The organism is Pseudomonas sp. 22515 (assembly GCF_052044625.1).
In the GTDB taxonomy this organism is placed as follows: domain Bacteria; phylum Pseudomonadota; class Gammaproteobacteria; order Pseudomonadales; family Pseudomonadaceae; genus Aquipseudomonas; species Aquipseudomonas alloputida.
Map to the genome: position 1 here is coordinate 217,200 of NZ_JBQENN010000003.1, position 26,754 is coordinate 243,953.

Sequence of the window (26,754 nt, forward strand, 5' to 3'; positions counted from 1 at the left end):
CTGAATCAGGAATTCAGGCACGTCTGATAGGCTGGTCGGAGTTTTCCCTTCGTTTCAGCTACAAAATCCCTTGCAACATTCAACCCTCGAACCTTCGACGAGCCTCGGCGTCCCATCCTGCATCCCCCGCGTTTCGAGGTACCCCCGCGTGAAAGACGTCATCGCCCGCAAGTACCGCCTGGTGGTGAAGACCATCGGCTATATCGGTTGGTCGCTGTTCTGGCTGCTGATCTGGGATGTGCTGGTCACCATCGATTTCATGCTGTTCTTGAACAGCAAGTTCACCCTGCCACTGATCCCGCTGACCCTGCTGGGCTCAGCCTTGGTGGTGCTGGTGAGTTTTCGCAACAGCAGCGCCTACAACCGCTGGTGGGAGGCTCGCACCCTGTGGGGCGCGCTGGTGAACAGTTCGCGCAGCTTCGCCCGGCAGACGCTGACGCTGATCGATGACCCGGATGACGGCCTGAACCCGGTCAAGGCCACCCTGCTGCGCCGGCATATCGCCTATGTGAACTGCCTGGCGGCTCACCTGAAAGGTGAGCCCTGCCCGGAGGAGCTGATGGCCTTCATCCCGCCAGGTGAGTTCGAACGGCGCAACCGCTCGAACAATTTCGCCAATGACATTCTCGGCGGCTCGGCAGCCTTGCTGGCGCGGGAATACCAGGCCGGGCGACTGGACAGCATTCGCCTGGCGCGGCTGGAGTCGACGCTGGTAGACCTGTCTAACGCCCAGGGCGGCATGGAGCGGATTGCCAATACGCCATTGCCCTACCCCTATGTGTATTTCCCACGGCTGTTCATCACCCTGTTCTGCCTGATCGTGCCCGTGGGGTTGGTGGAGTCGCTAGGCTGGTTCACGCCGCTGGCGTCGACGGTGGTAGGGTTCATGTTGCTGGCCATCGAGCGGATCGGCACGGACTTGCAGAGCCCGTTCAGGTTCAGCGAGCATCAGATCCAGATGGATACCATATGCGAGACGATCGAGCGTAACCTGGAGTCGATGCAGCGGGAGGCGCAGTGTGCCGAGGCTGTAGACGCTTGAGAGATATAGGGGCTGCTTTGCAGCCCGGGCTCTCCGTCAGGCCCGCACATAGCGCTGACGCAACACATCACTCGACACATCCACCAGCAACACCAACACCAGCATACCGATGATCACCGTGCTGGCCTGGGCCTCCTGGAACAGGCTCAAGGTGGTGTACAGCATCTGCCCCAACCCGCCCGCCCCGACAAACCCAAGCACGCTGGCCATGCGGATGTTGTTCTCCCAGCGGTACAAGCTGTAGGCCAGCAACTGCGGCCACAGGTTGGGCAGGGTACCAAAGCAGAACGCCGCCACCTGGCTGCCCCCCTGCAAACGGATCGCTGCCGCCGGCTCGGGCGGGGCGTTCTCAAGCGCCTCGGCAAACAACCGCCCCAGCACGCCAGCGGTGTGCAACGCCAAAGCCAGGGTACCGGCATTCGGCCCCAGCCCAGCCGCCAGCACAGTCAGCGCAGCCCACACCAGTTCAGGAATGGCACGCAAGGCATTGAGCAGCAAACGCGCGGCCCCTTGCAACGGCCAACCGAAGCGGCCCGCCGCCGGCAGTGCCAGCAACATCCCCAATACCATCGCCAACAAGGTGCCCATGCCAGACATGGCCAGGGTTTCCAGCGCCCCGCGCCACACCGCCTTGAGGTGCCCCGCAGACAGATCCGGCTGCAGGAAGCGCCCGGCGTACTCGCCCATCTGCCCCAGCCCGCCATTGCCGACCAGTGCGTGCAGGTCCAGCTCCAGGTATGCGAACGAGGCCACCACCGCTGACACGATGGCACCCAATAGCACCAAGTTGATCACCCGGTTCATGCCAGTCTCCAGCGCAGCAGGCGGCTGAGCAGGTCGGCCAGGATCACCAGCAGCAAGAACGTCAACAGCATGCTCGCCACTTGCGCACCCGCAAACATGCGCATCGACAGGTCGATCTGCTGGCCCAGCCCGCCAGCACCGACAAAGCCCATCACCACCGAAGCCCGCACCGCGCACTCCCAGCGGTACACGGTGTACGACACCACTTCGGAGGCAGCATTGGGCAGGATGCCGTAGAAAAACGCCGCCAGCCGGCCACTGCCCGCCTGCAACAAGGCATGCGCCGGGCGCTGGTCGACCGACTCGAAGATTTCGGCGTAAACCTTGCCGAGCATGCCACTGTAGGTGATGGCGATAGCCAGTACGCCCGCCGTCGGTCCCAGCCCCACGGCGCGCACGAACAGCAACGCCCAGACGATCTCCGGCACGCTACGCAGGAAAATCAGCAGCCCACGCACCGGCAGGCGCAACAGTCGCGACCAGAACCCGGCCCGCCCGCCGCGTGAAGCAGCACGCAAGGACAAGGCACGGCTGGCCAGCAAGCCAGCCGGGATCGCCAACAACAACGCCAGCGCCATGCCGGCAGTCGCCACGGCCAGGGTCTGCAAGGTGGCTTCATACAGCAGTGCAAGAAAATCGGCATCATGTGCCGGCGGCCAGAAGGCGCTGGTAAAGCTGGCAATCTGCTGACGGTTGTCCGCCTGCAACAGCACCCCGGGGTTCAGTTCGCTTGACTGGATAGCCGGCCACAGTACTGCTACCGCCAACAGGGCCAGCAGCAACCGTGGCAGCAGCGCCGGGTCGCGGGCGTCAGCCTTTAGCATCGCGGAATCTGCACGGTCAGGATCGGCCCTTGGGTTGGCGGCGGAGCCAGTTGTTCGTTGGCATACAGCGCGTCCAGCAGATGCTCGGTGACCGCTTCGGCCGGGCAGTCGAACACAACCTGCCCTTCCCGAATGCCAATCACCCGCGGAAAATGCGCCAGCGCGAGCTCTACGGCGTGCAGGCTCGCCACCAACGTCACGCCAGTCGCTTGGGCATGGCGATTGAGCAAGGCCAGGCTGTGGTCGGCCAACACCGGGTCCATGGCCGACACCGGTTCGTCGGTCAGCAGCACCTGCGGGCGCTGGTACAACGCCCGAGCAATGCCCACCCGCTGCAACTGGCCACCGGACAACTGCCCACACTGCACGAACAGCTTGTCGGCCAGGCCCAGTTCGGCCAAGGCCTGGCGCGCCCCCGGTACATCGCTGGGGTACAGCAGGTTGAGCAAGCCGCGCATCGTACCCCACTGCCCCAGGCGACCCGCCAGCACTGCGGTCACTACCCGCTGACGCGGTGGCAAAGGCGGCGCCTGATGCACCAGGCCAACCTGCGCGCGCAGTCGCTGGCGTGCCCTTGCCGACAGCGCCCAAGGCTGCTCGCCAAGCAACTCCAGGCGCCCACTGCTGGGCTGAACGGCCGTGGCCATCAGGTGCAGCAAGCTGGACTTGCCCGCCCCCGACGGCCCGATGATGGCGACACGCTCGCCCTGCGCGATCCGCAGGCTCACCGCGTCAAGCGCGCGTACCTGACCATGACGCAGGCTGGCACCGTGAAGATGGATTGCCGCATTCGAAGCTGTCACTTGAGCAGGCCGGCCTCGCGTGCAGCTTGTTCGGTGCCCTTGTAGTTCTCAGGCTTGGTCTCGATGAAGCGGCTGGCGGCCTGCAGGTCCAGGATCGCCTTGTGCTCCGGGTTGCTCGGGTCAAGGTCCAGGAAGGCTTTCTTGATTTTCTGTTTCAACGCCGGGTCCATGTTGCCGCGCACGGTCCAGTTGTAGTCGAAGTAGGTCGGGGTGGTGGCGAACACCTTCACCTTGGTGGTGTCGACCTTGCCGGCATCCACCAGCTTTTGCCACACGCTGGCGTTCAGCACGCCAGCCTCGACCTTGCCAGCCTGCACCCAGGCCACGGTGGCATCATGGGCGCCAGAATAGGCCACGCGGCTGAAGTACTCTTCAGGCTTGATATTGTCCTGCTTGAGCATGAAGTAACGCGGCATCAGGCTGCCCGAGGTGGACGAAATGGAACCGAAGGCAAACGACTTGCCCTTCAGGTCGGTCAGGCTTTTCACGTCGGGGTTGGCGGTGATGAACTTGGACGTGAACTGAGCGTCCTGCTCACGCTGTACCAATGGCGTGGCGGTCGGGTCCTTCAGGTGCACCTGAACGAACGTGAAGCCCCCCAGCCAGGCCAGGTCGAGACGGTCTGCGGCCAGCGACTCCACCACCGCCGGGTAGTCGGCCACGGGTACGAACTTCACCTCCATGCCCAGTTGCTTGGCCAGGTACTCACCCAAAGGCTTGAACTTGCGCTGCAGTTCGGTCGGCGCTTCGTCGGGGATGGCGCTGACCCGCAGGGTTTCGGCGGCCTGAACGACAGCGGCACAGCAAGACAGCACGAGGCCGGCGGCAAGCGCCAGGGGGCGGTTGAGCATGGGTGTTCTCCGGTTCAATAGCGGGGAAGTGCCGACACATTTGCCGACACCGGGAATTATAAGAGGCAAGGGCCTAAAGGCCAGCTTTGCTACAATCGCGCAACAATTTGACCTGCAGAGGTGCATATGAGCGAGCCGATTCGCCTGACCCAGTACAGCCATGGCGCCGGCTGTGGCTGCAAGATCTCCCCCAAGGTGCTGGACGTGATCCTCGCCGAAAGCGGCACCCAGGCCCTGGACCCGAAACTGTGGGTCGGCAATGCCTCGCGCGACGATGCAGCAGTGTACGCGCTGGACGACGAGCGCGGCGTGGTTTCGACCACCGACTTTTTCATGCCGATCGTCGATGACCCTTACGACTTCGGCCGCATTGCCGCCACCAACGCCATCAGCGACATCTATGCCATGGGCGGCGACCCGCTGATGGCCATTGCCATCCTCGGCTGGCCGGTCAACGTGCTACCGCCGGAAGTCGCCCGCGAAGTCATCCGCGGCGGCCGCGCAGTGTGCGCCGAAGCGGGTATCCCGCTGGCCGGCGGCCACTCGATCGACGCGCCTGAGCCGATCTTTGGCCTGGCCGTCACCGGCGTGGTCAATAAACGCCACCTCAAACGCAACGACACTGCCAGCGCGGGCTGCCAGCTGTACCTGACCAAGCCCCTGGGCATCGGCATCCTCACCACTGCCGAAAAGAAGGCCAAGCTGCGTGTGCAAGACCAAGGCCTGGCTCGCGACTGGATGTGCACCCTCAACACGCCCGGCAGCCGCTTCGGCAAGCTGGACGGGGTCAAGGCCATGACCGACGTCACCGGGTTCGGCCTGCTCGGCCACCTGGTCGAGCTGGCCGAAGGCAGCGGCCTCACCGCGCACCTGAACTACGCCGCCGTGCCACGCCTGCCTAGCGTCGACCACTACCTGGCCGAAGGCTGCATCCCCGGTGGAACCCTGCGCAACTACGACAGCTACGGGCACAAGATCGGCGCCCTCAGCGACGACCAGAAGCACCTGCTGTGCGATCCGCAGACCAGCGGTGGCTTGCTGGTTGCTGTTGCCCCGGAGGGTGAAACCGAGTTCCTCGCCGTGGCTGCCGAACTGGGCCTGAAACTGTCTCCGATCGGCAAGCTGGTCGAGCGACAGAGCCATGCGGTCGAGGTGATCTGATGCGCCCCGACTGCACCGACTTCCGTCAGCTGTTCCTCGACGACGTGCCGATGATGGACATGCGCGCCCCCGTCGAATTCGCCAAAGGCGCCTTCCCTGGCGTGGTAAACCTGCCGCTGATGAACGACCAGGAGCGGCAGAAGGTCGGCACCTGCTACAAGCAGCAGGGCCAGGCCGCCGCCATCGCCCTGGGCCACCAGCTGGTCAGTGGCACCACCAAGCAAGCCCGCCTGGAGGCCTGGGCAGCGTTTGCCAAGGCGCACCCTGACGGTTACCTGTACTGCTTCCGTGGCGGCCTGCGTTCGCAGATCGTGCAGGGCTGGCTGCGCGATGAGGCGGGTATTCAGTACCCGCGTGTCAAAGGCGGCTACAAGGCCATGCGTACCTTCCTGCTGGAGACTACCCAGCAAGCGGTGGAGCAATGTGATTTCGTACTGGTCGGTGGACTGACCGGTACCGGCAAGACCGATGTGCTGCACCAGTTGGACAACGTGCTGGACCTTGAAGGCCACGCCAACCATCGCGGCTCCAGTTTCGGCAAGCGCGCCACGGCGCAACCGGCGCAGATCGACTTTGAAAACCAGCTGGCAATCGACGTGCTGAAAAAGCGCGCCCGCGGTATCGGGCAGTTTGTGCTGGAAGATGAAGGCCGCATTGTTGGCAGCTGCACGGTGCCGCTGGAGTTGTACCAAGGCATGCAGCATTACCCGCTGGTGTGGCTTGAAGACAGCTTCACCAACCGCGTGGAGCGCATCCTGCGCGACTACGTGGTCAACCTGAGCGCCGAGTTCAAGGCCGTGCATGGCGAAGAAGACGGTCCCCGGCTGTTTGCCGAACGTATGCTGCAGAGCATGGCCAATATCTACAAGCGTTTGGGTGGAGAGCGCCATCAGCGCTTGTCCGAGATGCTGCGCGAAGCCTTGCAAGAGCAGCAGCGCAGCGGCGCAGTAGACCTGCACCGGGGCTGGATCGAAGGCTTGCTGAACGAGTACTACGACCCGATGTATGCCTACCAGCGCGCAGCCAAGGCCGAGCGCATCGAGTTTGCCGGGGATGCCGTGGAAGTGCGCGAGTACCTCAAGGCCCGGGCGCTGCGCGAACCGCGCAAATAGAACCAGCACCCTGCAGTGCCCTGTAGGAGCGGGTTCACCCGCGAAGAAGGCAACGCGGAGCAGGACACCGGTAAAGCCGGTGTTCGCGGCTGAACCCGCGCCTGCAAATGTGGGCCAATCATGCCTGAACAGGCGCTACTGCCCAGGGCTAAGCACCCGCTCCAGCTCCGCAGCGCGGTCGCAGGTCATGTCCAGGATGCAGGTGCCACCTTCCAGCTGCGCCAGGGTCCCGCCACTGGCCTGTACATGGAACTGGCAATTGCCATCACGGTAGGCCAGCCACTTGCGCTGCACATCCCGCAGGCTCTTCTGCTGCCCGGCATCCAGCTTGCCCATCAACTGCTTGTACACCCGGTTCAAGCGCTGGTCCTGCACTTGCGTTTCGGCCCCGATGCACGCGCTCATGGCCACGGTGCTGGAGGCCTTGTCCATGCACTGCCCGTAGGCCGCCGTGTAATCGTCCGCCATCGCTACCGGTAGCACGCAGGCCAGTGCCAGGCCTGCCAGGTAATGCTTGATCATGCTAACCCTCCTTGTGGGTATCAAAGCGTCTGCGGCTGCTCCGGAGGCATCAGCACCTTGCCTGGCTCGAAGCGCAGCGAGGGCATTTGCGTCGCTGCATACAACGTTACCCCCAGGGCGGCAATCAAGGCGACATCAAGCCAGTTCCAGCCTGGCATGTCGTCAGCCCTTCGCGCCTTCCAGCAAAACCAGGCTTGCCCCAGGCAAAACACCACCATTGCTACCAGCCACAGGTAGAAGCCAGCACCAAAACCGGTAAGGTCATGAAACTCGTAGCTGCGGTTATCCGGCAAGCGGTCGATGCCAAAACTGCTGGCAGCCAGATACGCCGCCCCAAGCCCGGCCAGCAAGGCCAGCCGGCGAAACCGCCGATGAGCCAGGATGGCCAGGGCCAGCAGCGGATTGGCAAACCATTGGTACAAGCCGAACGGCATGCCCCATGGCCCGTACAGCAGCATCTGCAGGGCCGGCATATGACGCTCGCCGCTCATCAGCGCACCATCGAAGAACAGGGCGAGCAAATACAGCAGCAGGCTGATACTCAGGTAGAAAGCGGGCAAAGGGGATTCCTGAGAGAAACGGGACAGCCTACGACCTTAACCCAGGCCCTGCCCCGCTTCCAAACCCTCAATAGGTGCCGCGCAGGGTCACCATGAAGTTGCGTGGCTCACCATAGTAGTTGCCATAGGTCGAAGTACCCACGGTTTCGTAGTACTTCTTGTCGAACAGGTTGTTGCCGTTGAGCGTGACGTTCCAGTGATCATCGACACGGTATTCGACCAACGCGTTCCAGATCGCATAGCCGCTCTGGTCGAAGTCGAACGGTACGTTTCGCTCAACCAGCGCGCCGCTGCTGTCGTAGCGATTCACTGTACCGCTCATGTACGTGGCGCTTTGCACCTGCACGCCGCCGCCGACCTTGAAGTCGCTGAGGATACCCGGCAGCCGGTAGGTGCTGTACAGCTTGAACAGGTGCTTTGGCATCACCGTGCTCAGCGGTGCATCGGCGCTGCGGTTACGGTTCAGGTTGAAGGTGTAGCCCCCCACCAGCATCCAGTCCGGCAGCAGCTCGCCAGACAGCTCCATGTCGATGCCCTTGCTCACCACCTTACCGTTGGACACATAGCAGCAGCTGCCCGAGAAGCCGGCGTTGGTGGCCAGGAAGTTCGGGTCTTGCACCGCTTCGTTTTCGCGGGTGCTGTAGTACAGCGCCACGCTGGCGTTGAGCGCGCCATTGAACAACTCACCCTTGAGGCCGGTTTCGTAGGTTTTGCCGGTCATGGGCTCAAGCGGCGAACCGCTTTGCGCAGGGCCGCTGATTCGGCTGGACTGCGGTTTGTAGATTTCCGAATAGCTGACGTATGTCGACCATTGATCGTCAAGGTCGTAGACCAGGCCACCGAACGGGGTGACCTTCGTGCCTATACGCTGCTCCGGGCTGGAGATACTTGCTGGCGAGGTCAGGTTGTTGGTGTAGGTCTGCCAAAAGTGGAAACGCTGTGCACGCGCACCGACAATCAGGTGCAGGGGCTCGGCCAGCTGCAAACGCAGGCTGCCGTACAGGCCGTACTGACGTTGCGAGTTGGGGCTGTAGTCGCGCTTGTAGTCACGCCCGTTGCCGGGGTCGTCGAATGCCGAGCTGTCGGGGTCGAACACGTTGGCCGGCGCGCCCGAGGCGGCATAAGGCGCAGTGCCCAGCCACCGGCTGTCGATCTTCTGGTAGTCGGCGCCGAAGACCACTTCATGGTCCAGACCAAAGGCCTGGAAGTGGCCAGAGACGTTACCGTCATACAGGTGCTGCTCGTTCTCCTGGCGGGTCGAGGTGCCGTACCAGGTCGCCCCGGTATTGGTCACCGGGTCTACTGCATTCAGGGTGGTCGCCGTCTTGAACAGCCCAAGGTCCCACGTGTTGGTGTAGCTGAGGTTGAGCTTCCAGTCGTCGTTGAATCGGTGGTCCACCTTGGCGAAGTACTCGCGCGCAGTGGCGTCGAGGTAGGCCCAATTCTTGGTCAGGCCGGTATGCCGTGGCAGGTTCAGGTCAGCACCATTGCTGTAGCGCGGCACCGCACTGTTGCTGCCAGTTTCGTGGGATTTGTTGTAGCGAGCGCCGAAGGTGAGCATGGTGTCGTCCGTAACGTCCGCCTCCAGCACGCCATACACCAACGGCCGCTCGGTGGCGCGGTTGTCGGTGAAATACTGGCGATCGGTGTTGGACATCACCAGGCGACCGCGCACGCGGCCATCCCAGCCCAGCGGGCCGGACAGGTCGAACTCCTGGCGATAGTTGTCCCAGCTACCGGCCGACAGGGTCAGCTTCAGCTGGTTAAAAGAAGTCGGCCGCTTGCGCACCATGTTGATGATGCCACCCGGGTCACCCGAGCCACCATACAACGCAGCAGTACCGCGCAGTACCTCGATGTGGTCGAACTCGGCCAGTTCGAAGATGTTCGACGAATAGAACGAACCCATCGCGGTGCCCAGCGCCTGCGGTGCAGCGCCGTCGATCTGCAGGTTCTGGATACTGAAACCACGCGAGATGAAGTCCTGGGTGCGGAAGGTGGTGCTCTGGGTGACGATCCCCGGCGTCACTTTCATCGCCTGGTTGATGTCGGTCAGTTGCTGGTCTTCAATCAGCTGGCGGGTCACGGTCGACACCGATTGCGGCGTCTGGCGCAGGCTGGTCGGGGTCTTGGAGCCAACGCTGATCAGGCCCGGTGCGTAGGAGCCGGTGTTCTCGGTACTCTGGCCCATGCCCTGCCCGGCTACGGTGGTCACGCCAAGTTCCATCGCCTCACTGCTCACCGCCGCTTGCGGCTCGGCCACCAGCCGGTAGCCGTTATCGCTACGCTCTACCCGGTAGCCACTGCCGGCCAGCAGCACGGCAAAACCGCTGTCCACCGAATACAGGCCATGCAGGCCGTTGCTTTGCAGGCCGGCCAGTGCTTCGGGGGTGAAGGCCAGCGACACGGCGGCTTGCTGAGCATAGCTACCCAGCGCTTGGGCCAGGTTGCCGGCGGGCACTTCGAAGCTGCGGCGGGCGGCCTCCTCGGCGACGGCCGGCAGGGACGCAACGGACAGGGCCAGCCCGGCCCAGGAAAGGCGCAGGGCCAGGGCTAGCGGGCTGAGGACGGGGTGGCCAGGGAATCGGCGCATGGTGGATCGGCTCCTTGTTCTTGATCGGTTGGCCTCTTGTCTGACGGGCCACTGCGCAGAAGCGGAACCACCTGAATCAATTTTCTCGTGAGACGGGCTCGACCGTGGTCCACCAGCGGCCAACGCCGCCGATACGAATCGGCAGCGCCTCGGCCAGCAGGCGCAGGGCCCTTTCGCTGTCATCCAGAGGCAGTACCGCCGACACCTTGATCGCCTGCATTGCCTGGCGGTCGAAGCGCAGCACGCCACGGCGTTGCTCGGCCAAGGCATCGAGCACCTGGTCGAGCGGTACGCCGTCGGCCACCAACTGGTGATGCTGCCAGGCCCGATCGACCCGTGCCGGGTCGATGGCCGGCAACGGGCCAAGCCCGTCACGCGCCACCCATGCCCGCTCGCCCGGGCCGACGACCAACTGATCGCCGGACACGGCAGTGCGCGCCTCGACCCGGGACTCAAGCATGGTCAGCTCGCTGCGAGCGTGGCCTTCGCTGACCACGAAGCGCGTACCCAACGCCTTGAAGCTGCCTTCCTCGGTCTGTATCACGAAGGGTCGCGTCGGGTCATGGCTGACATCTACCAGCACCTGGCCATGCAGCAGGCGGATGCGCCGCTCGCCAGTGCTGAACTCGACATCCACGGCAGAGTTGCCCGCCAAGGTCAGCTGCGAGCCATCTTCCAAGGTTTGGCTGCGCCACTCCGCCGGCGCTGTATGCAAGTCGGCCAGCCAGTCGCGCGGCGTACCACCGGAAAGGCTCAGTGTGCCCAGCAAGGAGATTGCCAGGGCCAAACCGAGCAACGTGCGCCGTGCACCCGAGCCTGAAGCCGAAACCTGTGCGCCGGCGCGCAGCCCGGCGCCCACCGGTCCGCGTTGCTCGCGCAGTGCCTGCACCTGGCTGATCACCCCTTGCATGCGGCGCAAGGTGGCGCCGTGGCGTGGGTCGGCCTGCAGCCAGGCGTCGAACTCGCGCGTCTCGTCGGCATCCAGCTCACCCTCGCCCAGGCACAGGGCCCACTCGGCAGCTTCCTGTTCGATACGCGAGGGATTCACGGTTCGGCAATGTCCAGCGTGCGGTGGCAATGGATCAGGGCCTGGGCCAGGTACTTGCGCACCATGCGTGGGGAAATCTGTAGGCGTTTGGCAATCTGAGGCTGGGTCAGGTCGTCCAGGTAGTAACCGACGAAGGCCTCGCGGGCATTCACGTGCAGGCCTTCCAGCAGGAAAGCGATCTGTTCCAGCGCTTCGAGGGTGATGAGGATGCTTTCGGGAGACTGGTGCCCTTCCAGCGCCTCGGCAGCCAAGGCAAGTTCGCTGAGGTAGGCCTCCTCGATTTGCTGTCGGCGCACCCGGTCGATCAACAGGCGGCGTGCGGTGGTACTGAGGTAGGCGCGTGGCTCGCGCATGCCCAGCAAGGCATCACGCGAGGCCAGGATGCGCACGAAGGTGTCCTGGGCCAGGTCGGCTGCGCTGTGCGAACAACGCAGCTTGCGACGTAGCCAGCTGAAAAGCCAGCCATGGTGCTCGCTGTACAGCTGTTCAAGCGGGTACGGGCTCGGTGAGTCGGCTACGGGCATGGGGCACCGGGACACAAGTGAGAATTGTTCCCGAATAGTAGCTATTCGCCGTAAGACTATGCAACAGGTGGTTCGAGCAACAAGCCGTAAATGCCAGAGTCGGACAACTCTCCCGCCACGCACCAGCGCGCCCGCAAGGTGCCTTCCAGCACAAAACCTTGCCGCTCCAGGGTGCGTGCCGAGCCCTGGTTGCGCGGGTCGATTTCGCCTTCCAGGCGGCGCATATGCAGGGTGTGGGCGAGGTAGTCGATGAAGCAGGTCAGCGCTTCGTCCATGTAGCCCCTGCCCTGCACGGCGCTGGCCAGGCAGTAGCCGATTTCGCCACGGCGGGAAATGTCGTCGATGTTGAACAGCTGGACCATGCCGATCAGTTCGCCGTTGTCGCGGCGGTACATGCCGAGCTTGAGTTGGTCGCCATTGGCATAGGCTTCGCGGTCGGCGGCCAGGGCGCTTTCGGCCTCGGCCAGGTCTTGCCAGGGTGCATGGTGCCAATAGCGCATGACCTCGGGGTCGGCCATGATCGCCAGCCACTGCGCGGCATCGGCATGGCGCATGGGGCGCAGTTGCAGCCGTGGGCTGTCGAGGCAGAGGTCACTGGGGAAACTGCGGGGAGGGGTCACGCCGGATCTCCTGTCCATTGCTGGGGAGATGACAGTTTAACGTCAAGTGCAGGGTTCAGGCATCTCGGGCAGCTTTGCAGCCGTCGCCGGCAGGTTCACCACAGGCCAGGAGCCTTGCACGCTATCTGTGGGAGCGGCCTTGCGTCGCGAAAGGGCTGCAAAGCAGCCCTGGCNTCTCGCGGCGCCGCTGATGCCTGGGGCCGCTGTGCGGCCCTTTCGCGACGCAAGGCCCACATCGACCGCGTCAGGCTGATCGATACTTCAGGCCACCTCAGCCCCATCATCAGGCCAATGCGGCTCGTTGGCCTCTGGCGGAGTCAGCGGCGGCAGGCCATACGCTGCCCGCGCATCATCACAGCTCGGGTTATGCACCCCACCCTCCCACGACGCATCAAACTCGCGGCACGGGCTGGAACGGTTGGCGTAAATCGTACAAGCCACCTCTTTACCGATCTCGCCCTGAAGGCTGACACAGCGGCAAGGCTTGGCATCGGTGCCGATCATGGCAACGCGCGTGGGGTTGATCTGTACCACCAGGTCGTCCGGCACTACGCCCCCGGCAGACTGGCATTCGCCCCAGAAGAAGGACACACGGAAGTACCCGCAGCAGGCGCCGCAGTCAAGGCAAGGGTTATATTCAGACATGATGTCACGGAGGGAAGGTGGTTGTTATCGGGGCTGGCCCGCGGCGCCATTTTTAATCCAACCAGGGGCCGCTGGATAGAGGGGGAATGCAAAAAAAGTTGCCGCTGATCCGGCCACTGAACAAGGGCGACCAGTGCATTCACCGGCCGCCCCCTTTCAGCTAGCAGATGGGCTGGTAGGCTTCAGCATCCCAGCGTTGTAAACCCAGGCCTTCGCTCGGCTTGTAGTTGCCTCCCTGTACCTTGCTGAACTGCGTATGCACCTCACCACAGTGCACCAGACGATCATTTTTATCGCCCTCGGTGAGTACCGTGTAGGACTCACTGCGCATGGCCTGATACTGCCTGTCGGCGGCCGCCATGACCTGGTGATACTTCATCAACTGGCTGCTGCTCAAGGCCAGACGTTTGTCCAGGTGCACGCCCCAGCGGGTCAGACAAACCTCGGCAAAGTGGCGAACGATCAGCCCAGGTTCGGCCAGCACCTTGCCATCGCCTGCGCCATCAGCCGAGGCGTTGCCCACCAGCGTGGCATGGCGACCCGGCATCGGATAAACGCATATCCGTGTCCCTTTGGCGACCGAAGGGATCACGCAGGCAAAACCTTTGGAGCGCTCATCCCTTGAGTAGAAGCCTACGTACTCTTTGACGTTATCCGCCAACGTTACGCGTTCGACTTGCACGTTACCAACGCCAGGCACCGGGTCGATGGCAAATATGTTCACCGGTATGCCCCGCAATACAGGGTCTTGCGCCATGGCATTGGCCAGCATGTGGCAGCTGATCCCTCCCCTGCTCCAGCCCACCAGGTTGACCTGGGTTGGCAGGCGCGGTTTGCGGAACATGCTGATGATGCGCTCCTGCAGTTCCTGCGGGGTCGGGTGGCGATCGCCATAGTCGTAGGTTCGCCAGAACCATGAGGCGGAGGAAGACACGTCCGGAATGGGCACGCCGGCAGCTTTCAGCCGCTCGTATTCTTGCTCACTGAGTTTGGTGCGCCGCCAGCTGCTTTCGCCTTTGATGACCTGCAGCACATGGTTGACGTTCTCCTCCCAGCCGCGGCCAAACAGCTGGCCGGTCCAGTTGAAATAGCCGCCGGGTTCGACGAACAGGTTGTCATCCTGAAGGTTGCCGCTGCCTGGGCCATCGACGGCGATCCAGTGGGCGAATTCCCGGCTCTGGTCATTACTGGCCAGGGTCGAGACCAGCTCGCCATTCCAGAAGTTGGGATTGGCGTCGTCGAAACGGTGCGAGCCAGTGCCGCAGAAGTAGGCGGTGAAGACACTCATGGGGAGATCTCTTTGGTGAGAAATGAGTGCTGACGGTAGGCGTACGGGTAACCAGAAGGCAGGCGGAAAACTCACCCAAGAGGCAGTTGGGGCTGCTTCGCAGCCCCAATGGGCTTACTTGCGAGCCAAACCATCAGCCCGGAACATTTGCCGGATCCCGCGGATGGCCTGGCGAATACGGTCCTGGTTCTCGATCAACGCAAAGCGAACATGGTCGTCCCCATAGTCACCAAAGCCGATCCCCGGCGACACGCAGACCTTGGCCTCAGCCAGCAGCTTCTTGGAGAACTCCAGCGAACCCAGGTGTGCATACTCCGGCGGGATCTTCGCCCACACGTACATCGACGCCTTGGGGTTCTCGACCATCCAGCCCAGTTCGTGCAGCCCTTTTACCAGCAGGTTACGGCGCTGGCGATACTGCTCGGCAATGTCGCGCACGCACTGTTGGTCGCCTTCCAGCGCGGCAATGGCTGCAACCTGTAGCGGGGTGAAGGTGCCATAGTCGTGATAGCTCTTGATCCGTGCCAGGGCGCTGACCAACTCGTGGTTGCCGACCATGAAGCCGATGCGCCAGCCTGCCATGTTGTAGCTCTTGGACAGAGTGAAGAACTCCACCGCAATGTCCTTGGCACCCGGCACCTGCATGATCGATGGGGCTTTCCAGCCGTCGTAGACGATATCGGCATAGGCCAGGTCATGCACCACCAGTACGTTGTACTGCTTGGCCAGGGCCACCACGCGCTCGAAGAAGTCCAGCTCCACGCACTGGGCGGTCGGGTTGGACGGGAAGCCCAGGATCATCATCTTCGGCTTGGGGATGGACTCGCGAATGGCCCGCTCAAGCTCGTTGAAGAAGTCCACACCCGGCACCAGCGGCACCGAACGCACCTGAGCACCTGCAATCACTGCGCCGTAGATGTGGATCGGGTAGCTGGGGTTGGGCACCAGCACCGTGTCGCCCTGGTCGAGGGTGGCCAGCATCAGGTGGGCCAAGCCCTCTTTCGAGCCGATGGTGACGATGGCTTCGCTTTCCGGGTCGATGTCGACCTCGTAGCGGTCCTTGTACCAGTTGGAGATGGCCCGGCGCAGGCGCGGGATGCCGCGCGAGGTGGAGTAACCGTGGGTGTCTTCACGTTGGGCGACCTGTACCAGCTTCTCGACGATGTGCGGCGGGGTGGCGCCATCGGGGTTGCCCATGCTCAGGTCGATGATGTCCTCGCCACGGCGGCGGGCGGCCATCTTGAGCTCGGCAGTGATGTTGAAGACGTAAGGGGGGAGACGATCGATGCGCGCAAAGCGGCGCGGCGAACCTGGGTTGGCCATGGCTTCCTCTGAGGACGTAAGCGCCCGGAACCGTCCGAGCGACGTTGGCCGATATGGCGGCCTGAATCAGAAGATAGTGCCGAAACAGGATCCCTGTAAAGGATAATTTCCTGTTTTATTAGAACTTTTCAGATCTATTTTTTGAAAATCAGGCATTTTTATTTTTCTGTGCTGGCCTCTTCGCGGGTAAACCCGCTACAGGAACCTTGTAGGNTACCCGCGAAGAGGCCAGCACAGGAAAAATACCCAAAAAAAACCCCGGCACAGTGGCCGGGGTTTTCGTGAAACAGGCAGCAGTTTCAGCGTGCGTAGGTCATCAGCACATCCGCAGCGGTCTGGCTGTCCACCCCCATCATCACGCTCAGGGCAGTGACGGTAAGGATGGAGAAGCCGAACACCTTGCGGGCCCACTTGCTGTCGTCCTCGGCCTTGTAACCACCCCAGGCCATGTACAGCCAGTACAGGCCCATGGCTGCTGCCACGGCCAGGTAGCCGAGGCCGGCGTAACCGCCGAGGGTGAGCATCAAGGTGGCGAGCACAAAGGCCAGCACGTACAGCACAATCTGCTTCTTCGCCGCCAGGACGCCACGTGCCACCGGCAGGACCGGAATGTTGGCAGCGCTGTAATCCTTGAAGCGGAAGATCGCGATGGCAAAGCTGTGCGGCATTTGCCAAAGGCTGAACATCACCAGCAGGGTTACCGCAGCCAGGTCGAAGCTGTTGCTCACGGCGCAGTAGCCGATCACCGGAGGCATGGCACCCGACAGGCTGCCAACCAAGGTGCCGTGCACCGATTTACGCTTCAGCCACAGGCTGTAGAAACCGACATAGACGACAAAGCCAATCAGTGCGCAGAACGCAGACAGCGGGTTGGCCTGGACATACAGCAGGCTGAAACCCGCCACCCCGAGCAGGGTGGCGTAGATCAGCGCGAGGGGCAGCGACATGCCGCCCTGGACCATGACGCGGTTCTTGGTGCGCTCCATCTTGTGGTCGATGTCACGGTCGATGCAGTTGTTGAACACGCATCCGGACGCAACCACCAGCGAAGTACCGATCACCACCGCCAGGAACAGGGCGAAATCCACATGGCCCTTCGAGGCAAGGAAGAAACCGCCTGCCACGGAAAGCACGTTACCGAAAATGATCCCCGGTTTGGTGATTTGGATAAAGTGCTTAACGGACATGCAGTCTTACCTCACTTGGCCAACATTTCGAAGTGGATGCTGAACATGATCCACAGCGACAGGCCGACAAGCAGAGCGATCACCAGGGTGGTGAACAGGAACGTCGAAACGTTGTTGCGTTGCTCTTTCGAGCGGTCCATGTGCAGGAAGTAAACCAGGTGAACAACTACCTGGATCACGGCCATGGCAACAATGATCAGAACGGTCAGGTTCTTCGGCAGGCTGGCAGTCATGGCCAGGCCGAACGGGATCGCAGTCAGGATGATCGACAGTACAAAACCGATCATGTACGACTTGACGCTGCCGTGATTACCTTCGTGATGAGTGTCGTGTGCGTTAGCCATTACAGAACCCCCAGCAGGTAAACGACGGTGAATACGCAGATCCAGACCACGTCCAGGAAGTGCCAGAACAGGCTCAGGCAGCTCATGCGGGTCTTGGCGGTCGGCGTGATGCCGTGCTTGTTGATCTGGTACATCATGATTGCCATCCAGATCAGACCAGCAGTCACGTGCAGACCGTGGGTACCTACCAGGGCGAAGAAGCCCGACAGGAAGCCACTGCGCTGCGGGCCGAAGCCCTCGCTGATCAGGTGATGGAACTCATAGATCTCCATCGCGATGAAGCCTGCACCGAACAGGAAGGTCACAGCCAACCAGCCCAGTACACCTGCTTTCTTGCCATCGAACATCTTCAGCATGGCGAAGCCGAAGGTGATCGAGGACAGCAGCAGGAACAGCGTTTCAACAGCTACGAAATCGAGCTGGAAGATGTCATGACCCGACGGGCCGCCGGCAAAACTGCCGGACAGCACCGCGTAGGTGGCGAAGAGCGACGCAAACAGGATGCAGTCGGTCATCAGGTACAGCCAGAAGCCCAGTACGGTCATCTGGCCCGAGTCGTGGTGGTGGTCGTCATGCCCATGGTCGTGACCATGAGCAGCGCCGCCGTGCATTACTTGACTGGACATTGATTACACCCGCTCAAACGATTCGACACGTGCGCCGGCAGGCAGAGCACCTGCTTTGGCCAGCGCTTTCATACGCTCGCCTTCGATGCGCGCCACTTCTTCGGCCGGAACCATGTAGCCCTGGTCGTCACGTGCAGCGTGGCGAACGAAGACAGCGATGGTTGCAACCAGGCTCGCGCCCACCAGCCACCAGATGTGCCAGATGAAGGCGAAGCCGAAGACGGTCAGGAACAGGCCCATGAACAGACCGGTAGCAGTGTTGCTCGGCATGTGGATGGCTTCGTACTTGGCCGGGGCCTTGTACGCAACGCCTGCTTCCTTGGCTTCGTGCCAGCAGTCCAGGCCAACTTTCTCAGGCATGTGAGCGAAGTTGTAGAACGGAGGTGGCGAAGAAGTCGACCATTCCAGGGTACGGCCGCCCCATGGGTCGCCGGTCACGTCCAGGTTCTGGTTGCGGTCGCGGACCGAAACGAAGATCTGGATCAGCTGGCAAGCGATACCGAACAGGATCAGCACGGCGCCGACAACGGCTACGTACAGGTAGGGTTCCCACAGTGGGTTGTCGGAGTGGTTCAGACGACGGGTCATGCCCATGAAGCCCAGGGCGTACAGCGGCATGAACGCAACGTAGAAGCCCGACAGCCAGAACCAGAAGGCAGCTTTGCCCCACTTCTCGTTCAGGGTGAAGCCGAAGGCTTTCGGGAACCAGAAGGCGAAACCGGCGATGTAGCCGAATACCGCGCCACCGATGATCACGTTGTGGAAGTGCGCAATTACGAACAGGCTGTTGTGCAGGACGAAGTCAGCACCCGGAACGGCCAGCAGTACGCCGGTCATGCCACCGATGGAGAAGGTGACCATGAAGCCCAGGGTCCAGAGCATCGGTGCGGTGAAGCGCACACGGCCTTGGTACATGGTGAACAGCCAGTTGAACAGCTTCACACCGGTCGGAATGGAGATCAGCATCGTCGCCAGGCCGAAGAAGGTGTTGACGCTGGCGCCGGCACCCATGGTGAAGAAGTGGTGCAGCCATACAGCAAAGCCGAGGATGGCGATCGCGCCCGATGCGTAAATCATCGAGTGGTGGCCGAACAGGCGTTTGCCAGAGAACGTCGAAGTCACTTCCGAGAACACGCCGAAGGCCGGCAGGATCAGGATGTAAACCTCAGGGTGACCCCACGCCCAGAACAGGTTGACGTACATCATCGGGTTCCCACCAAGCTCGTTGGTGAAGATGTGGAAGTCCAGATAACGGTCAACAGTCAGCAGAGCGAGTGCAGCAGTCAGGATCGGGAACGAAGCGACGATCAGTACGTTGGCCCAGGTGCAGGTCCAGGTGAAGATCGGCATGTCCATCAGTTTCATGCCAGGTGCGCGCATCTTCATCACGGTGACGAGGAAGTTCACGCCGGTAAGCGTCGTACCCAATCCGGATAGCTGTAGCGCCCAGATGTAGTAGTCGACACCCACCCCAGGGCTGTACTGAATGCCCGCGAGCGGCGGATAGGCAACCCAGCCGGTCTTGGCGAATTCACCAACGCCCAGCGAGATGTTGACCAGCAGCACGCCTGCCAGCAGCAGGTAGAAGCTCAGGGAGTTCAGGAACGGGAAGGCAACGTCACGTGCACCGATCTGCAGAGGAACCGCCAGGTTCATCAGGCCGGTGAAGAACGGCATCGCCATGAAGATGATCATGATCACACCGTGAGCGGTGAAGATCTGGTCATAGTGTTCAGGCGGCAGGTAGCCTTCGGAGCCGCCGGTTGCGGCAGCCAGCTGGGTACGCATCATGATGGCGTCGGCAAAGCCGCGCAGCAGCATGACCATCGCGACGATGATGTACATCACGCCGATCTTTTTGTGGTCGACAGTAGTCAGCCACTCGCTCCACAAGTAGGTCCACTTGCGGAAATAGGTGATAAGACCGACGACAGCGATACCGCCGAGCGCGATCATGGCAAGCGTCACCATGACTATCGGCTCGTGATAGGGTATCGCCTCCAGGCTTAATTTACCGAACATCTCTTACTCCTCTGCACCGGCAGCTGGTTGCATACTCGATTCCACACCCTTGGTTGTGGCCAGATCTTTGCTGCCTGCTTCTTCGTGGCTACGACCGCGGTTCATGCCTTCGTACTTGTCGACGATCAGCTGGAACTGCTCAGGCGAAGCCTCGCTATACAGCGCGACCGGGTTGTTTTCGCTTGGTTTGGCCAAGGCGTCGTATTCGGCCTTGTCCAGCTTCTTCGGCGACTGCTTGACTTCAGCGACCCACTTGTCGAAGTCTTCCTGAGAGGTGGCAGTAGCCTTGAATTTCATGCCGGTGAAGCCAGCACCGCTGTAGTTGGCGCTGATACCGTCGAATTCGCCGTTTTCGTTGGCGATCAGGTGCAGCTTGGTGGTCATGCCGGCCATGGCGTAGATCTGGCCGCCCAGGCCCGGGATGAAGAACGAGTTCATCACGGCGTCGGAAGTGACGCGGAAGTTGACCGGAGTGTTAGCCGGGAAGACGATCTTGTTGACCGTGGCAATGCCCTGCTCCGGGTAGATGAACAGCCACTTCCAGTCCAGCGCGACCACGTCGATCTGAATCGGCTTAACGTCCGAATCCAGCGGACGATAAGGGTCCAGCTTGTGGGTGGAGTGGTAGGTGACGTAACCCAGGGCGATGATGATCAGGATCGGGATGATCCACACCGCGGCCTCGATCTTGGTCGAGTGCGACCAGTCAGGGGTGTAGGTGGCTGCCTTGTTGGAAGCACGGTACTTCCAGGCAAACGCCAGGGTCATGATGATCACAGGGATTACCACCAGCAGCATCAGGCCGGTAGCGATCAGGATCAGGTTCTTTTGCTCAATGCCGACCTGGCCCTTCGGGTCGAGCAGGGTCCAGTTGCACCCACTGAGTAAAAGCATGCCTAAAAAGGGCAATATGCCAAACAGTCTGGGGTAACGCTTTTTACTCATCTCACGACCTCTAGATCAGCTTGCTTCAATGCAATTTGTGTTTTGGTAGCCAACACTTCGTCCTGCCAAGTGAGGCATTTCGCGCCCGTACTCGCTCCTGCCTGGGGTCCGACTGCAGGACCTTGGCTTCAAGCGGGTTAGCGGTGCTTATGGTTTCGTAGGCAACAGGCCTGTACTTCAGACCAAGTCCATTTGGTGCGGGAAAACGCGGAGGGGTGTCCGCCCGGTATCGCCGTTGGGCGAAACTTGACGAAGTCAGCAAAAAGGAGCGCTGGGGCTTCCTTCAATCCTGCGACTCGCAAGCAGTGCCGAACGGAAATTGGGGGCGATTGTAGATAGGTCGCCAACCCTTGACTATGACTTATTGAGCAACAGTCTTTTACAGAATCCGTAACAATGCTGCTCAATAATTCAACTTCGCGACAGTTTGTCGCACCCCGCTTGCTAGGCCTCAAAGCCGCATTCTGCAAGGCCTGTGGGTTGATCTGGATCAAGCGGTGCGCAACTTTTCCCTCTTCTCATGCGGTGCAAAAGACCCCATGCAATTCGGGACTTTTGTCTAAGCCTGGCGTCGATTGCGGTAGATACCGAGCGGGACGAGGATAGCGGTCAGCACGAACGCCACAAGTGCCCATTGCGCCAGCGACAGGCCGAGGATCGGCGGATACGGCGTGCTGCAGAAGCCGTCGACCTGAAACGCCAGTGGCCACAGCTTTGCCAGTGGCAGGTCATCCACGATCGGCTGCAGGGTATCGATACCGCAACTGACCATGGGGTTGGCGAGTATATACACATGGTTGCCAGCCGCAACGATTCCGCCAATTGCACTGAGCACCACCAATGCCTCGAAGAAGGTCAGGCTGCGGCGCCCAGGCATCGCCGCAGCGATGAAGGCAAACACGGCAATGAACAGCAACGCATAACGCTGCAGGATGCACAACGGGCAGGGTGCCTCGCCTAGCACCACCTGCATGTAGAGGGCGCCGCCGATCAGTGAAAGGCAGATCAGCCCCAACAGCACCAGAAAGCGCCGTTCCCGATTCAGGCGCGATGTTTGTTCGTTCATTGCCGGTTCCTTCGATGGATAGTGGCAGCGTGGTCCGCCTGCCTGGGCGCAAGTCTACACGCTGGGCATGGCCTGTGAGCATGCCGAGGGAGCGTCGCGGAAGCACTGCGCAGGGCTATCCAGTGTGGCTGAGACCGGCCGCAACGACGTCGGTTCAACGCCGGGCGGCAAAAAAACGGCTGCCCAGGTGCCGCGCAGGGGCAAGCCCCTCGACACCCGGGAGTGAAGGATACCGTGATTAAAGGATGATTAAGGATGAAAGCGCAGCGCCCGGTTTCATCTTTCCTTTATATATAGGCAGAAAGGTGTGCTGCAGCTGGGGGACGAGCACTTTATAAGCCTGTACCGGCCCCTTCGCGGGTAAACCCGCTCCTACAGAGACGGCACCACATTCAAGACCGGTGCAATACCTGTGGGAGCGGGCGTGCCCGCGAAGAGGCCGGCACAGGCGCTATATCACTCCAGCGCTGCCGCCGGCCCGAAGAACTCGTAGCGGCTCTGCTGCTCCGGCACACCCAGGCCCTTCAGCTGGCGTTTGACCGCCGCCATGAAGCCTTTCGGCCCGAGGAAGTAGGCGTCCACGTCACGCTCCTGCGGCAGCCACTCGGCAAGCAGGTCTTCACTGAGCAAACCCACGGCGTCGGCCGCAGCGCCACCTTCCGGCTCGGCATAGCAGTAGAAGCGCTTGAGCTGTGGATGGCGCGCCGCCAGGCCATCGATCCAGTCCCGGAAGGCATGCACCGCGCCATTACGCGCACAGTGGATGAAATGCACCTCGCGCCGGGTTTGCAGTGCTGCCTGCAGCATCGCCAGGGTCGGGGTAATGCCCACCCCTCCGCTGATCAGCACCAGCGGCTTGTCGCTGGCTGCCAGGGTGAAGTCACCCGCAGGCGGGAACAGTTTCAGGGTATCGCCCACCACCAGCTCATCGTGCAGGTAGTTGGAGACCTTGCCGCCCGCCTCGCGCTTGACGCTAATGCGGTATTCCTTGCCGTCGCACAGCGCCGACAGGGAATAGTTGCGGCGCTGCTCGGCACCGTCAATGTCAAGTTTCAGACCGATGTACTGTCCAGGTTCTGCCTTGAGCACCGGCATGCCATCCACCGGGGCGAAGTAGAACGAAACGATCTCGCTGCTTTCCTGCTCGCGGCGTACCAGGCGGAATTCACGGGTACCGCGCCAGCCACCCTCGGCCTCTTCCTTCTCTTTATAGAGGTTTTCTTCAGCGCCAATCAGAATGTCGGCCAGCTGGCCATAGGCCGCGCCCCACGCGTCGATCACCGCAGGGGTGGCAATGTCCTTGCCCAGCACTTCCTCAATGGCGCGCAGCAGGCAGCTTCCGACAATCGGGTAGTGCTCCGGCAGAATCTGCAGGGCAACATGCTTGTTGATGATCTGCCCGACCAGGCCGCCCAGTTGCTCCAGCTGGTCGATATGGCGGGCATACATCAACACGCCGTTAGCCAGCGCACGCGGCTGATCGCCACTGGCCTGGTGGGCCTGGTTGAACAGCGGCCGTACCTCGGGGTATTCGCTGAGCATCATCTTGTAGAAGTGGGTGGTCAGCGCTTCGCCGCCGCTTTCCAGCAGAGGTACAGTGGCCTTGATGATTGCACGTTGTTCGGCATTGAGCATTGCAACAACTCCTGAGCCTGTGGCTTCAAATGACTGCCCCTGCCATTACAGCAATCGTGCCAACTTTTATCGCCAGCAAAATCAGGGGTTTGATGCAGGTCATGTCAAAACGACCCACCTCTGCGTATAGTCATATCGACCCATAGGAGTCCATATGACTACACAGCCACTGCTCACCACCCTCCTGCCCCTGGTCAGCGACCTGTCCCGCGATTTGCCCGACCAGGAACGCTACCGCCGCCTGTTGCAAGCCATGCGTGGCCTGCTGCCGTGCGATGCTGCAGCACTGCTGCGACTGGATGGTGAATGGCTGGTGCCGCTGGCAGTGGATGGCCTTAGCCCCGACACCCTCGGCCGGCGCTTTCGGGTCAGCGAGCACCCGCGTTTCCAGATACTGCTCAGCCGCCCGGAACCCACCCGTTTCGCCAGCGATTCCGAACTGCCCGACCCCTACGATGGTTTGGTCAATGCCCCCGATGCCGACCTTGAAGTGCACGACTGCATGGGCTGCCCGTTGATGGTCGATGAGCGCCCATGGGGCCTGGTCACCCTCGACGCCCTCACCCCCGGGCAGTTCCAGAGCCTGGAGCTGGATGCCCTGCAGGCCTTTGCCAGCCTGGCTGCCGCCACCGTTACCGTGGCCGAGCGTATCGAGCACCTGGCCCTGCGCGCCGAAGACGAACACCATCGCGCCGAGCTCTACCGCCAGGCCAGCGGCCAGGATAGAGAGCTGATTGGCCAGAGCCCCGCGCACAAACGCCTGGTGGAGGAAATTCGTCTGGTCGGCAGCAGCGACCTGACCGTGCTGATCACCGGCGAAACCGGGGTTGGCAAGGAGCTGGTGGCCCAGGCCCTGCACCAGGCCAGTAACCGCGCCGACAAGCCGCTGGTCAGCCTCAACTGCGCCGCCCTGCCCGACACCTTGGTGGAAAGCGAACTGTTCGGCCATGTGCGCGGCGCCTTCACCGGCGCGCATGGCGAGCGCCGCGGCAAGTTCGAACTGGCCAACGGCGGCACGCTGTTCCTCGACGAAGTGGGCGAACTGCCGCTGACGGTGCAGGCGAAACTGCTACGCGTGCTGCAAAGCGGCCAGCTGCAGCGCCTGGGTTCGGACCGCGAGCACCGGGTGGACGTGCGCCTGATCGCCGCTACCAACCGCGACCTCGCTGCCGAGGTGCGTACGGGCAACTTTCGCGCCGACTTCTATCACCGCCTCAGCGTTTACCCGCTGCACGTGCCACCTTTGCGCGAACGTGGGCGAGACGTGCTGCTATTGGCGGGCTACTTCCTCGAACAGAACCGTTCACGGCTGGGCCTGAACAGCCTGCGCCTGAGCCATGAGGCCCAAGCCGCGTTGATCGCCTACGACTGGCCAGGCAACGTGCGCGAACTGGAACACCTGATCGGCCGCTCGGCACTCAAGGCGCTGGGCCAGCACCCTGATCGGCCACGTATCCTCACTCTCGAAGCCATCGACCTGGACCTGCGTGTGTCGGCAACCACGCCAGGCACGCTGCCCTCCCCCGCTGCACCGCTGCAAGTGGTCACCCCGCCTGAAGGCGGCTTGCGTGAAGCCGTCGATAGTTACCAGCGACAGGTGATCGAAGCCTGCCTGCAGCGGCATCAGGACAACTGGGCAGCAGCGGCCCGCGAACTCGGTCTGGACCGCGCAAACCTGAGCCGTTTGGCCCGCAGGCTAGGGCTTCGCTGAGGCTTTTCTACCAAAGGATTAACCCAGAAAGCCATCTGGTTGCTTCCCCACCGGCTGCTATATCTCCCTAACCACCCGTTTGTCGACTGCCTGGTCGAGGCTGTGCGTAAGACCCCTGAAAGGGCTCTGTTACGTCGGTTATGGCCCGAACACTCGGGCCGGGGGATCCGGATATCAGCAGGGAGCATCCATGGACAACATCGTCGTCGCCGATAAGCAATCCGAAGTCGCCACTCAGAGCGCCTGGGGCAATATCAATCTAAACGCACCAAGCGTCGTGCAGGTACCGGTTTCTCCAGACAAAGTGGCCACGGTCACCCAGCGCGGGCAGGACCTGATCGTCACCCTGAAGTCGGGGGAAAAGATCACCATCGGTAACTTCTTCGCCGTGGACCAGGCCGGGGTCGGCAGCGATATGGTCTTCGTCGGCGACGATGGCACCCTGTGGCATGCCCAGTACGATGCAGCAGCGTTCACCGGCTTCACCTTTGAAGACGTGGCCTCGTTGGACGAACTGGTCGCGGGTATTGGCACCGCCGGTAGCGCCATGCCAACGTGGGCGATAGCCGGGCTCAGCCTGCTCGGCGTGGGCGGCGCAGCGGCGGCGGCGAACAACGGCGGCGGCAGCAGCAGCAGCAGCAGCGGCGGTTCCGACCCCGACACCAGCGCACCGGCCACGCCGATCGACCTGCTGGTTTCGCCGGATGGCTTGCGTCTGACCGGCCGTGGCGAAGCAGGCACCACGGTGAACATCCGCGACGCCGCCGGCAACCTGATCGGCAGCGGCACAGTGGGTGCCGACGGCAACTTCAACGTGACGTTGAATGCACCGCAGATCAACAGCGAAAACCTTGATGTCACCCTGACCGACGCCGCCGGCAATGTCTCGGCGCCTGGCACTGTCACTGCGCCGGACGCAACTGCACCACTGGCGCCGACCGACCTGGCTATCGATGAGCAGGGTAACACCCTCACCGGTCGTGCCGAGCCCGGCTCGACGGTTTCCGTGCGAGGCGCTGGTGGCGTATTGCTGGGCACTGCGGTGGCCGGTGCGGACGGCCAGTTCAGCATCACTCTGCAACCGCCACAAATCGACGGCCAGGCCCTGGAGATCAGCGCCGCAGACGCGGCTGGCAATATCTCGCCAGTTGCCAGCATCACGGCGCCGGACGTCGACACCCCAGATACCACAGCCCCTGAACAACCGACCGACCTGGCCTTGGCCGATGGCGTCACTTTCACCGGACGCGGTGAGCCTGGTGCTACCGTGCAGGTGCGCGATGCTGCCGGCAACCTGATTGGCACCGGTGTCGTCGGTGCCGATGGCCTGTTCAGCCTCACCCTGTCGCCTGCCCAGACCAATGGTGAAGCACTCGACGTGCGTCTGGTGGATGCCGCCGGCAACAGCTCTGCCCCATTGCAATTCGATGCGCCGGACATCACACCGCCTGACGCAGTAACCAATATTACAGTTGGTGCTGACGGCCTGGCCCTGAGC

25 protein-coding genes are annotated in these 26,754 nt (G+C 62.1%); 5 read left to right on the plus strand and 20 right to left on the minus strand.

What is annotated here, in order from left to right:
- Positions 1 to 148: 148 nt before the first annotated feature.
- Positions 149 to 1,042 carry a bestrophin family protein gene (locus tag ACTJJN_RS05445; RefSeq protein ID WP_012051235.1) on the plus strand — a complete coding sequence of 298 codons (894 nt, stop codon included), beginning with the start codon at positions 149 to 151 and terminating at the stop codon, positions 1,040 to 1,042.
- A gap of 36 nt (positions 1,043 to 1,078) precedes the next feature.
- Here ACTJJN_RS05445 and phnE read toward each other — a convergent pair whose 3' ends face one another.
- Genes phnE through ACTJJN_RS05465 form a run of 4 tightly spaced genes read right to left on the minus strand, consistent with a single transcriptional unit; the run spans position 1,079 to position 4,324 of the window.
- Complete coding sequence (gene phnE, locus ACTJJN_RS05450; RefSeq protein WP_003248573.1) at positions 1,079 to 1,846, minus strand: phosphonate ABC transporter, permease protein PhnE; 768 nt, start codon at positions 1,844 to 1,846, stop codon at positions 1,079 to 1,081.
- The gene (locus tag ACTJJN_RS05455; protein ID WP_003248575.1) at positions 1,843 to 2,670 is read right to left on the minus strand and encodes a PhnE/PtxC family ABC transporter permease; all 828 of its coding nucleotides are present in this window, start codon (positions 2,668 to 2,670) and stop codon (positions 1,843 to 1,845) included. The genes phnE and ACTJJN_RS05455 overlap by 4 nt, the downstream gene beginning before the upstream one ends.
- Positions 2,664 to 3,473: a phosphonate ABC transporter ATP-binding protein gene (locus ACTJJN_RS05460; RefSeq protein WP_440781064.1), complete on the minus strand. Its 810-nt coding sequence runs from the start codon at positions 3,471 to 3,473 to the stop codon at positions 2,664 to 2,666. Before ACTJJN_RS05460 ends, ACTJJN_RS05455 begins: the two co-directional genes overlap by 7 nt.
- Entirely contained in the window at positions 3,470 to 4,324 is an 855-nt protein-coding gene (locus ACTJJN_RS05465; RefSeq protein ID WP_440781066.1) for a putative selenate ABC transporter substrate-binding protein, read from the minus strand. The genes ACTJJN_RS05460 and ACTJJN_RS05465 overlap by 4 nt, the downstream gene beginning before the upstream one ends.
- Positions 4,325 to 4,450: 126 nt before the next feature.
- On the opposite strand from ACTJJN_RS05465, the gene selD reads away from it, so the two are divergent.
- The gene (gene selD, locus ACTJJN_RS05470) at positions 4,451 to 5,485 is read left to right on the plus strand and encodes a selenide, water dikinase SelD (RefSeq protein ID WP_003248580.1); all 1,035 of its coding nucleotides are present in this window, start codon (positions 4,451 to 4,453) and stop codon (positions 5,483 to 5,485) included.
- Entirely contained in the window at positions 5,485 to 6,597 is a 1,113-nt protein-coding gene (gene mnmH, locus ACTJJN_RS05475; RefSeq protein WP_004576353.1) for a tRNA 2-selenouridine(34) synthase MnmH, read from the plus strand. Before selD ends, mnmH begins: the two co-directional genes overlap by 1 nt.
- A 135-nt stretch (positions 6,598 to 6,732) precedes the next feature.
- Here the strand turns inward: mnmH and ACTJJN_RS05480 are convergent, their stop codons facing one another.
- The 16 genes from ACTJJN_RS05480 to hmpA form a co-directional block, all read right to left on the minus strand.
- On the minus strand, positions 6,733 to 7,119 hold the full coding sequence (locus ACTJJN_RS05480) for a lysozyme inhibitor LprI family protein (protein WP_440781068.1): 387 nt from the start codon (positions 7,117 to 7,119) through the stop codon (positions 6,733 to 6,735).
- Positions 7,120 to 7,139: 20 nt separating this feature from the next.
- Entirely contained in the window at positions 7,140 to 7,679 is a 540-nt protein-coding gene (locus ACTJJN_RS05485) for a hypothetical protein (RefSeq protein WP_004576355.1), read from the minus strand.
- 67 nt (positions 7,680 to 7,746) lie between these two features.
- On the minus strand, positions 7,747 to 10,272 hold the full coding sequence (locus ACTJJN_RS05490) for a TonB-dependent siderophore receptor (protein WP_012051231.1): 2,526 nt from the start codon (positions 10,270 to 10,272) through the stop codon (positions 7,747 to 7,749).
- A gap of 76 nt (positions 10,273 to 10,348) precedes the next feature.
- Complete coding sequence (locus tag ACTJJN_RS05495; protein WP_012051230.1) at positions 10,349 to 11,320, minus strand: FecR family protein; 972 nt, start codon at positions 11,318 to 11,320, stop codon at positions 10,349 to 10,351.
- The gene (locus ACTJJN_RS05500; protein ID WP_012051229.1) at positions 11,317 to 11,844 is read right to left on the minus strand and encodes a sigma-70 family RNA polymerase sigma factor; all 528 of its coding nucleotides are present in this window, start codon (positions 11,842 to 11,844) and stop codon (positions 11,317 to 11,319) included. Before ACTJJN_RS05500 ends, ACTJJN_RS05495 begins: the two co-directional genes overlap by 4 nt.
- A gap of 56 nt (positions 11,845 to 11,900) precedes the next feature.
- Complete coding sequence (locus ACTJJN_RS05505) at positions 11,901 to 12,464, minus strand: GNAT family N-acetyltransferase (protein ID WP_003248588.1); 564 nt, start codon at positions 12,462 to 12,464, stop codon at positions 11,901 to 11,903.
- A gap of 261 nt (positions 12,465 to 12,725) precedes the next feature.
- Positions 12,726 to 13,109 carry a YkgJ family cysteine cluster protein gene (locus ACTJJN_RS05510; protein ID WP_003248590.1) on the minus strand — a complete coding sequence of 128 codons (384 nt, stop codon included), beginning with the start codon at positions 13,107 to 13,109 and terminating at the stop codon, positions 12,726 to 12,728.
- Positions 13,110 to 13,269: 160 nt separating this feature from the next.
- Positions 13,270 to 14,397: a hypothetical protein gene (locus tag ACTJJN_RS05515; RefSeq protein ID WP_012051227.1), complete on the minus strand. Its 1,128-nt coding sequence runs from the start codon at positions 14,395 to 14,397 to the stop codon at positions 13,270 to 13,272.
- Between the two features lie 114 nt (positions 14,398 to 14,511).
- On the minus strand, positions 14,512 to 15,720 hold the full coding sequence (alaC, locus tag ACTJJN_RS05520; protein ID WP_012051226.1) for an alanine transaminase: 1,209 nt from the start codon (positions 15,718 to 15,720) through the stop codon (positions 14,512 to 14,514).
- 299 nt (positions 15,721 to 16,019) lie between these two features.
- Complete coding sequence (gene cyoE / locus ACTJJN_RS05525) at positions 16,020 to 16,907, minus strand: heme o synthase (RefSeq protein WP_014861450.1); 888 nt, start codon at positions 16,905 to 16,907, stop codon at positions 16,020 to 16,022.
- A gap of 11 nt (positions 16,908 to 16,918) precedes the next feature.
- Positions 16,919 to 17,251: a cytochrome o ubiquinol oxidase subunit IV gene (gene cyoD / locus ACTJJN_RS05530; RefSeq protein ID WP_003248599.1), complete on the minus strand. Its 333-nt coding sequence runs from the start codon at positions 17,249 to 17,251 to the stop codon at positions 16,919 to 16,921.
- Complete coding sequence (gene cyoC / locus ACTJJN_RS05535; protein WP_012051225.1) at positions 17,251 to 17,877, minus strand: cytochrome o ubiquinol oxidase subunit III; 627 nt, start codon at positions 17,875 to 17,877, stop codon at positions 17,251 to 17,253. Before cyoC ends, cyoD begins: the two co-directional genes overlap by 1 nt.
- Positions 17,878 to 17,880: 3 nt before the next feature.
- Positions 17,881 to 19,899, minus strand: coding sequence for a cytochrome o ubiquinol oxidase subunit I (cyoB, locus tag ACTJJN_RS05540; RefSeq protein WP_003248603.1), 2,019 nt, complete (start codon positions 19,897 to 19,899; stop codon positions 17,881 to 17,883).
- 3 nt (positions 19,900 to 19,902) lie between these two features.
- Positions 19,903 to 20,844, minus strand: a complete 942-nt coding sequence (gene cyoA, locus ACTJJN_RS05545; protein WP_003248605.1) for a ubiquinol oxidase subunit II — start codon at positions 20,842 to 20,844, stop codon at positions 19,903 to 19,905.
- Between the two features lie 559 nt (positions 20,845 to 21,403).
- Positions 21,404 to 21,910, minus strand: a complete 507-nt coding sequence (locus ACTJJN_RS05550; protein ID WP_012051224.1) for a disulfide bond formation protein B — start codon at positions 21,908 to 21,910, stop codon at positions 21,404 to 21,406.
- Positions 21,911 to 22,366: 456 nt separating this feature from the next.
- The gene (gene hmpA, locus ACTJJN_RS05555; protein WP_012051223.1) at positions 22,367 to 23,545 is read right to left on the minus strand and encodes an NO-inducible flavohemoprotein; all 1,179 of its coding nucleotides are present in this window, start codon (positions 23,543 to 23,545) and stop codon (positions 22,367 to 22,369) included.
- Positions 23,546 to 23,699: 154 nt separating this feature from the next.
- On the opposite strand from hmpA, the gene norR reads away from it, so the two are divergent.
- Positions 23,700 to 25,256 carry a nitric oxide reductase transcriptional regulator NorR gene (norR, locus tag ACTJJN_RS05560; RefSeq protein WP_014755368.1) on the plus strand — a complete coding sequence of 519 codons (1,557 nt, stop codon included), beginning with the start codon at positions 23,700 to 23,702 and terminating at the stop codon, positions 25,254 to 25,256.
- A 190-nt stretch (positions 25,257 to 25,446) separates the two neighbouring features.
- Positions 25,447 to 26,754: Ig-like domain-containing protein (locus tag ACTJJN_RS05565; protein ID WP_440781076.1), on the plus strand; the 1,308-nt coding region annotated here is incomplete at its 3' end.

Coding starts and splice junctions, on each gene's coding strand:
- hmpA (WP_012051223.1), bottom strand. CDS start 23,545: ATGCTCAATGCCGAACAACGTGCAATCATCAAGGCCACTGTACCTCTG.
- selD (WP_003248580.1), top strand. CDS start 4,451: ATGAGCGAGCCGATTCGCCTGACCCAGTACAGCCATGGCGCCGGCTGT.
- cyoB (WP_003248603.1), bottom strand. CDS start 19,899: ATGTTCGGTAAATTAAGCCTGGAGGCGATACCCTATCACGAGCCGATA.
- ACTJJN_RS05455 (WP_003248575.1), bottom strand. CDS start 2,670: ATGCTAAAGGCTGACGCCCGCGACCCGGCGCTGCTGCCACGGTTGCTG.
- cyoE (WP_014861450.1), bottom strand. CDS start 16,907: ATGTCCGTTAAGCACTTTATCCAAATCACCAAACCGGGGATCATTTTC.
- ACTJJN_RS05465 (WP_440781066.1), bottom strand. CDS start 4,324: ATGCTCAACCGCCCCCTGGCGCTTGCCGCCGGCCTCGTGCTGTCTTGC.
- cyoA (WP_003248605.1), bottom strand. CDS start 20,844: ATGAGTAAAAAGCGTTACCCCAGACTGTTTGGCATATTGCCCTTTTTA.
- ACTJJN_RS05515 (WP_012051227.1), bottom strand. CDS start 14,397: ATGAGTGTCTTCACCGCCTACTTCTGCGGCACTGGCTCGCACCGTTTC.
- mnmH (WP_004576353.1), top strand. CDS start 5,485: ATGCGCCCCGACTGCACCGACTTCCGTCAGCTGTTCCTCGACGACGTG.
- ACTJJN_RS05490 (WP_012051231.1), bottom strand. CDS start 10,272: ATGCGCCGATTCCCTGGCCACCCCGTCCTCAGCCCGCTAGCCCTGGCC.
- phnE (WP_003248573.1), bottom strand. CDS start 1,846: ATGAACCGGGTGATCAACTTGGTGCTATTGGGTGCCATCGTGTCAGCG.
- cyoC (WP_012051225.1), bottom strand. CDS start 17,877: ATGTCCAGTCAAGTAATGCACGGCGGCGCTGCTCATGGTCACGACCAT.
- alaC (WP_012051226.1), bottom strand. CDS start 15,720: ATGGCCAACCCAGGTTCGCCGCGCCGCTTTGCGCGCATCGATCGTCTC.
- ACTJJN_RS05500 (WP_012051229.1), bottom strand. CDS start 11,844: ATGCCCGTAGCCGACTCACCGAGCCCGTACCCGCTTGAACAGCTGTAC.
- ACTJJN_RS05550 (WP_012051224.1), bottom strand. CDS start 21,910: ATGAACGAACAAACATCGCGCCTGAATCGGGAACGGCGCTTTCTGGTG.
- ACTJJN_RS05480 (WP_440781068.1), bottom strand. CDS start 7,119: ATGATCAAGCATTACCTGGCAGGCCTGGCACTGGCCTGCGTGCTACCG.
- ACTJJN_RS05510 (WP_003248590.1), bottom strand. CDS start 13,109: ATGTCTGAATATAACCCTTGCCTTGACTGCGGCGCCTGCTGCGGGTAC.
- norR (WP_014755368.1), top strand. CDS start 23,700: ATGACTACACAGCCACTGCTCACCACCCTCCTGCCCCTGGTCAGCGAC.
- cyoD (WP_003248599.1), bottom strand. CDS start 17,251: ATGGCTAACGCACACGACACTCATCACGAAGGTAATCACGGCAGCGTC.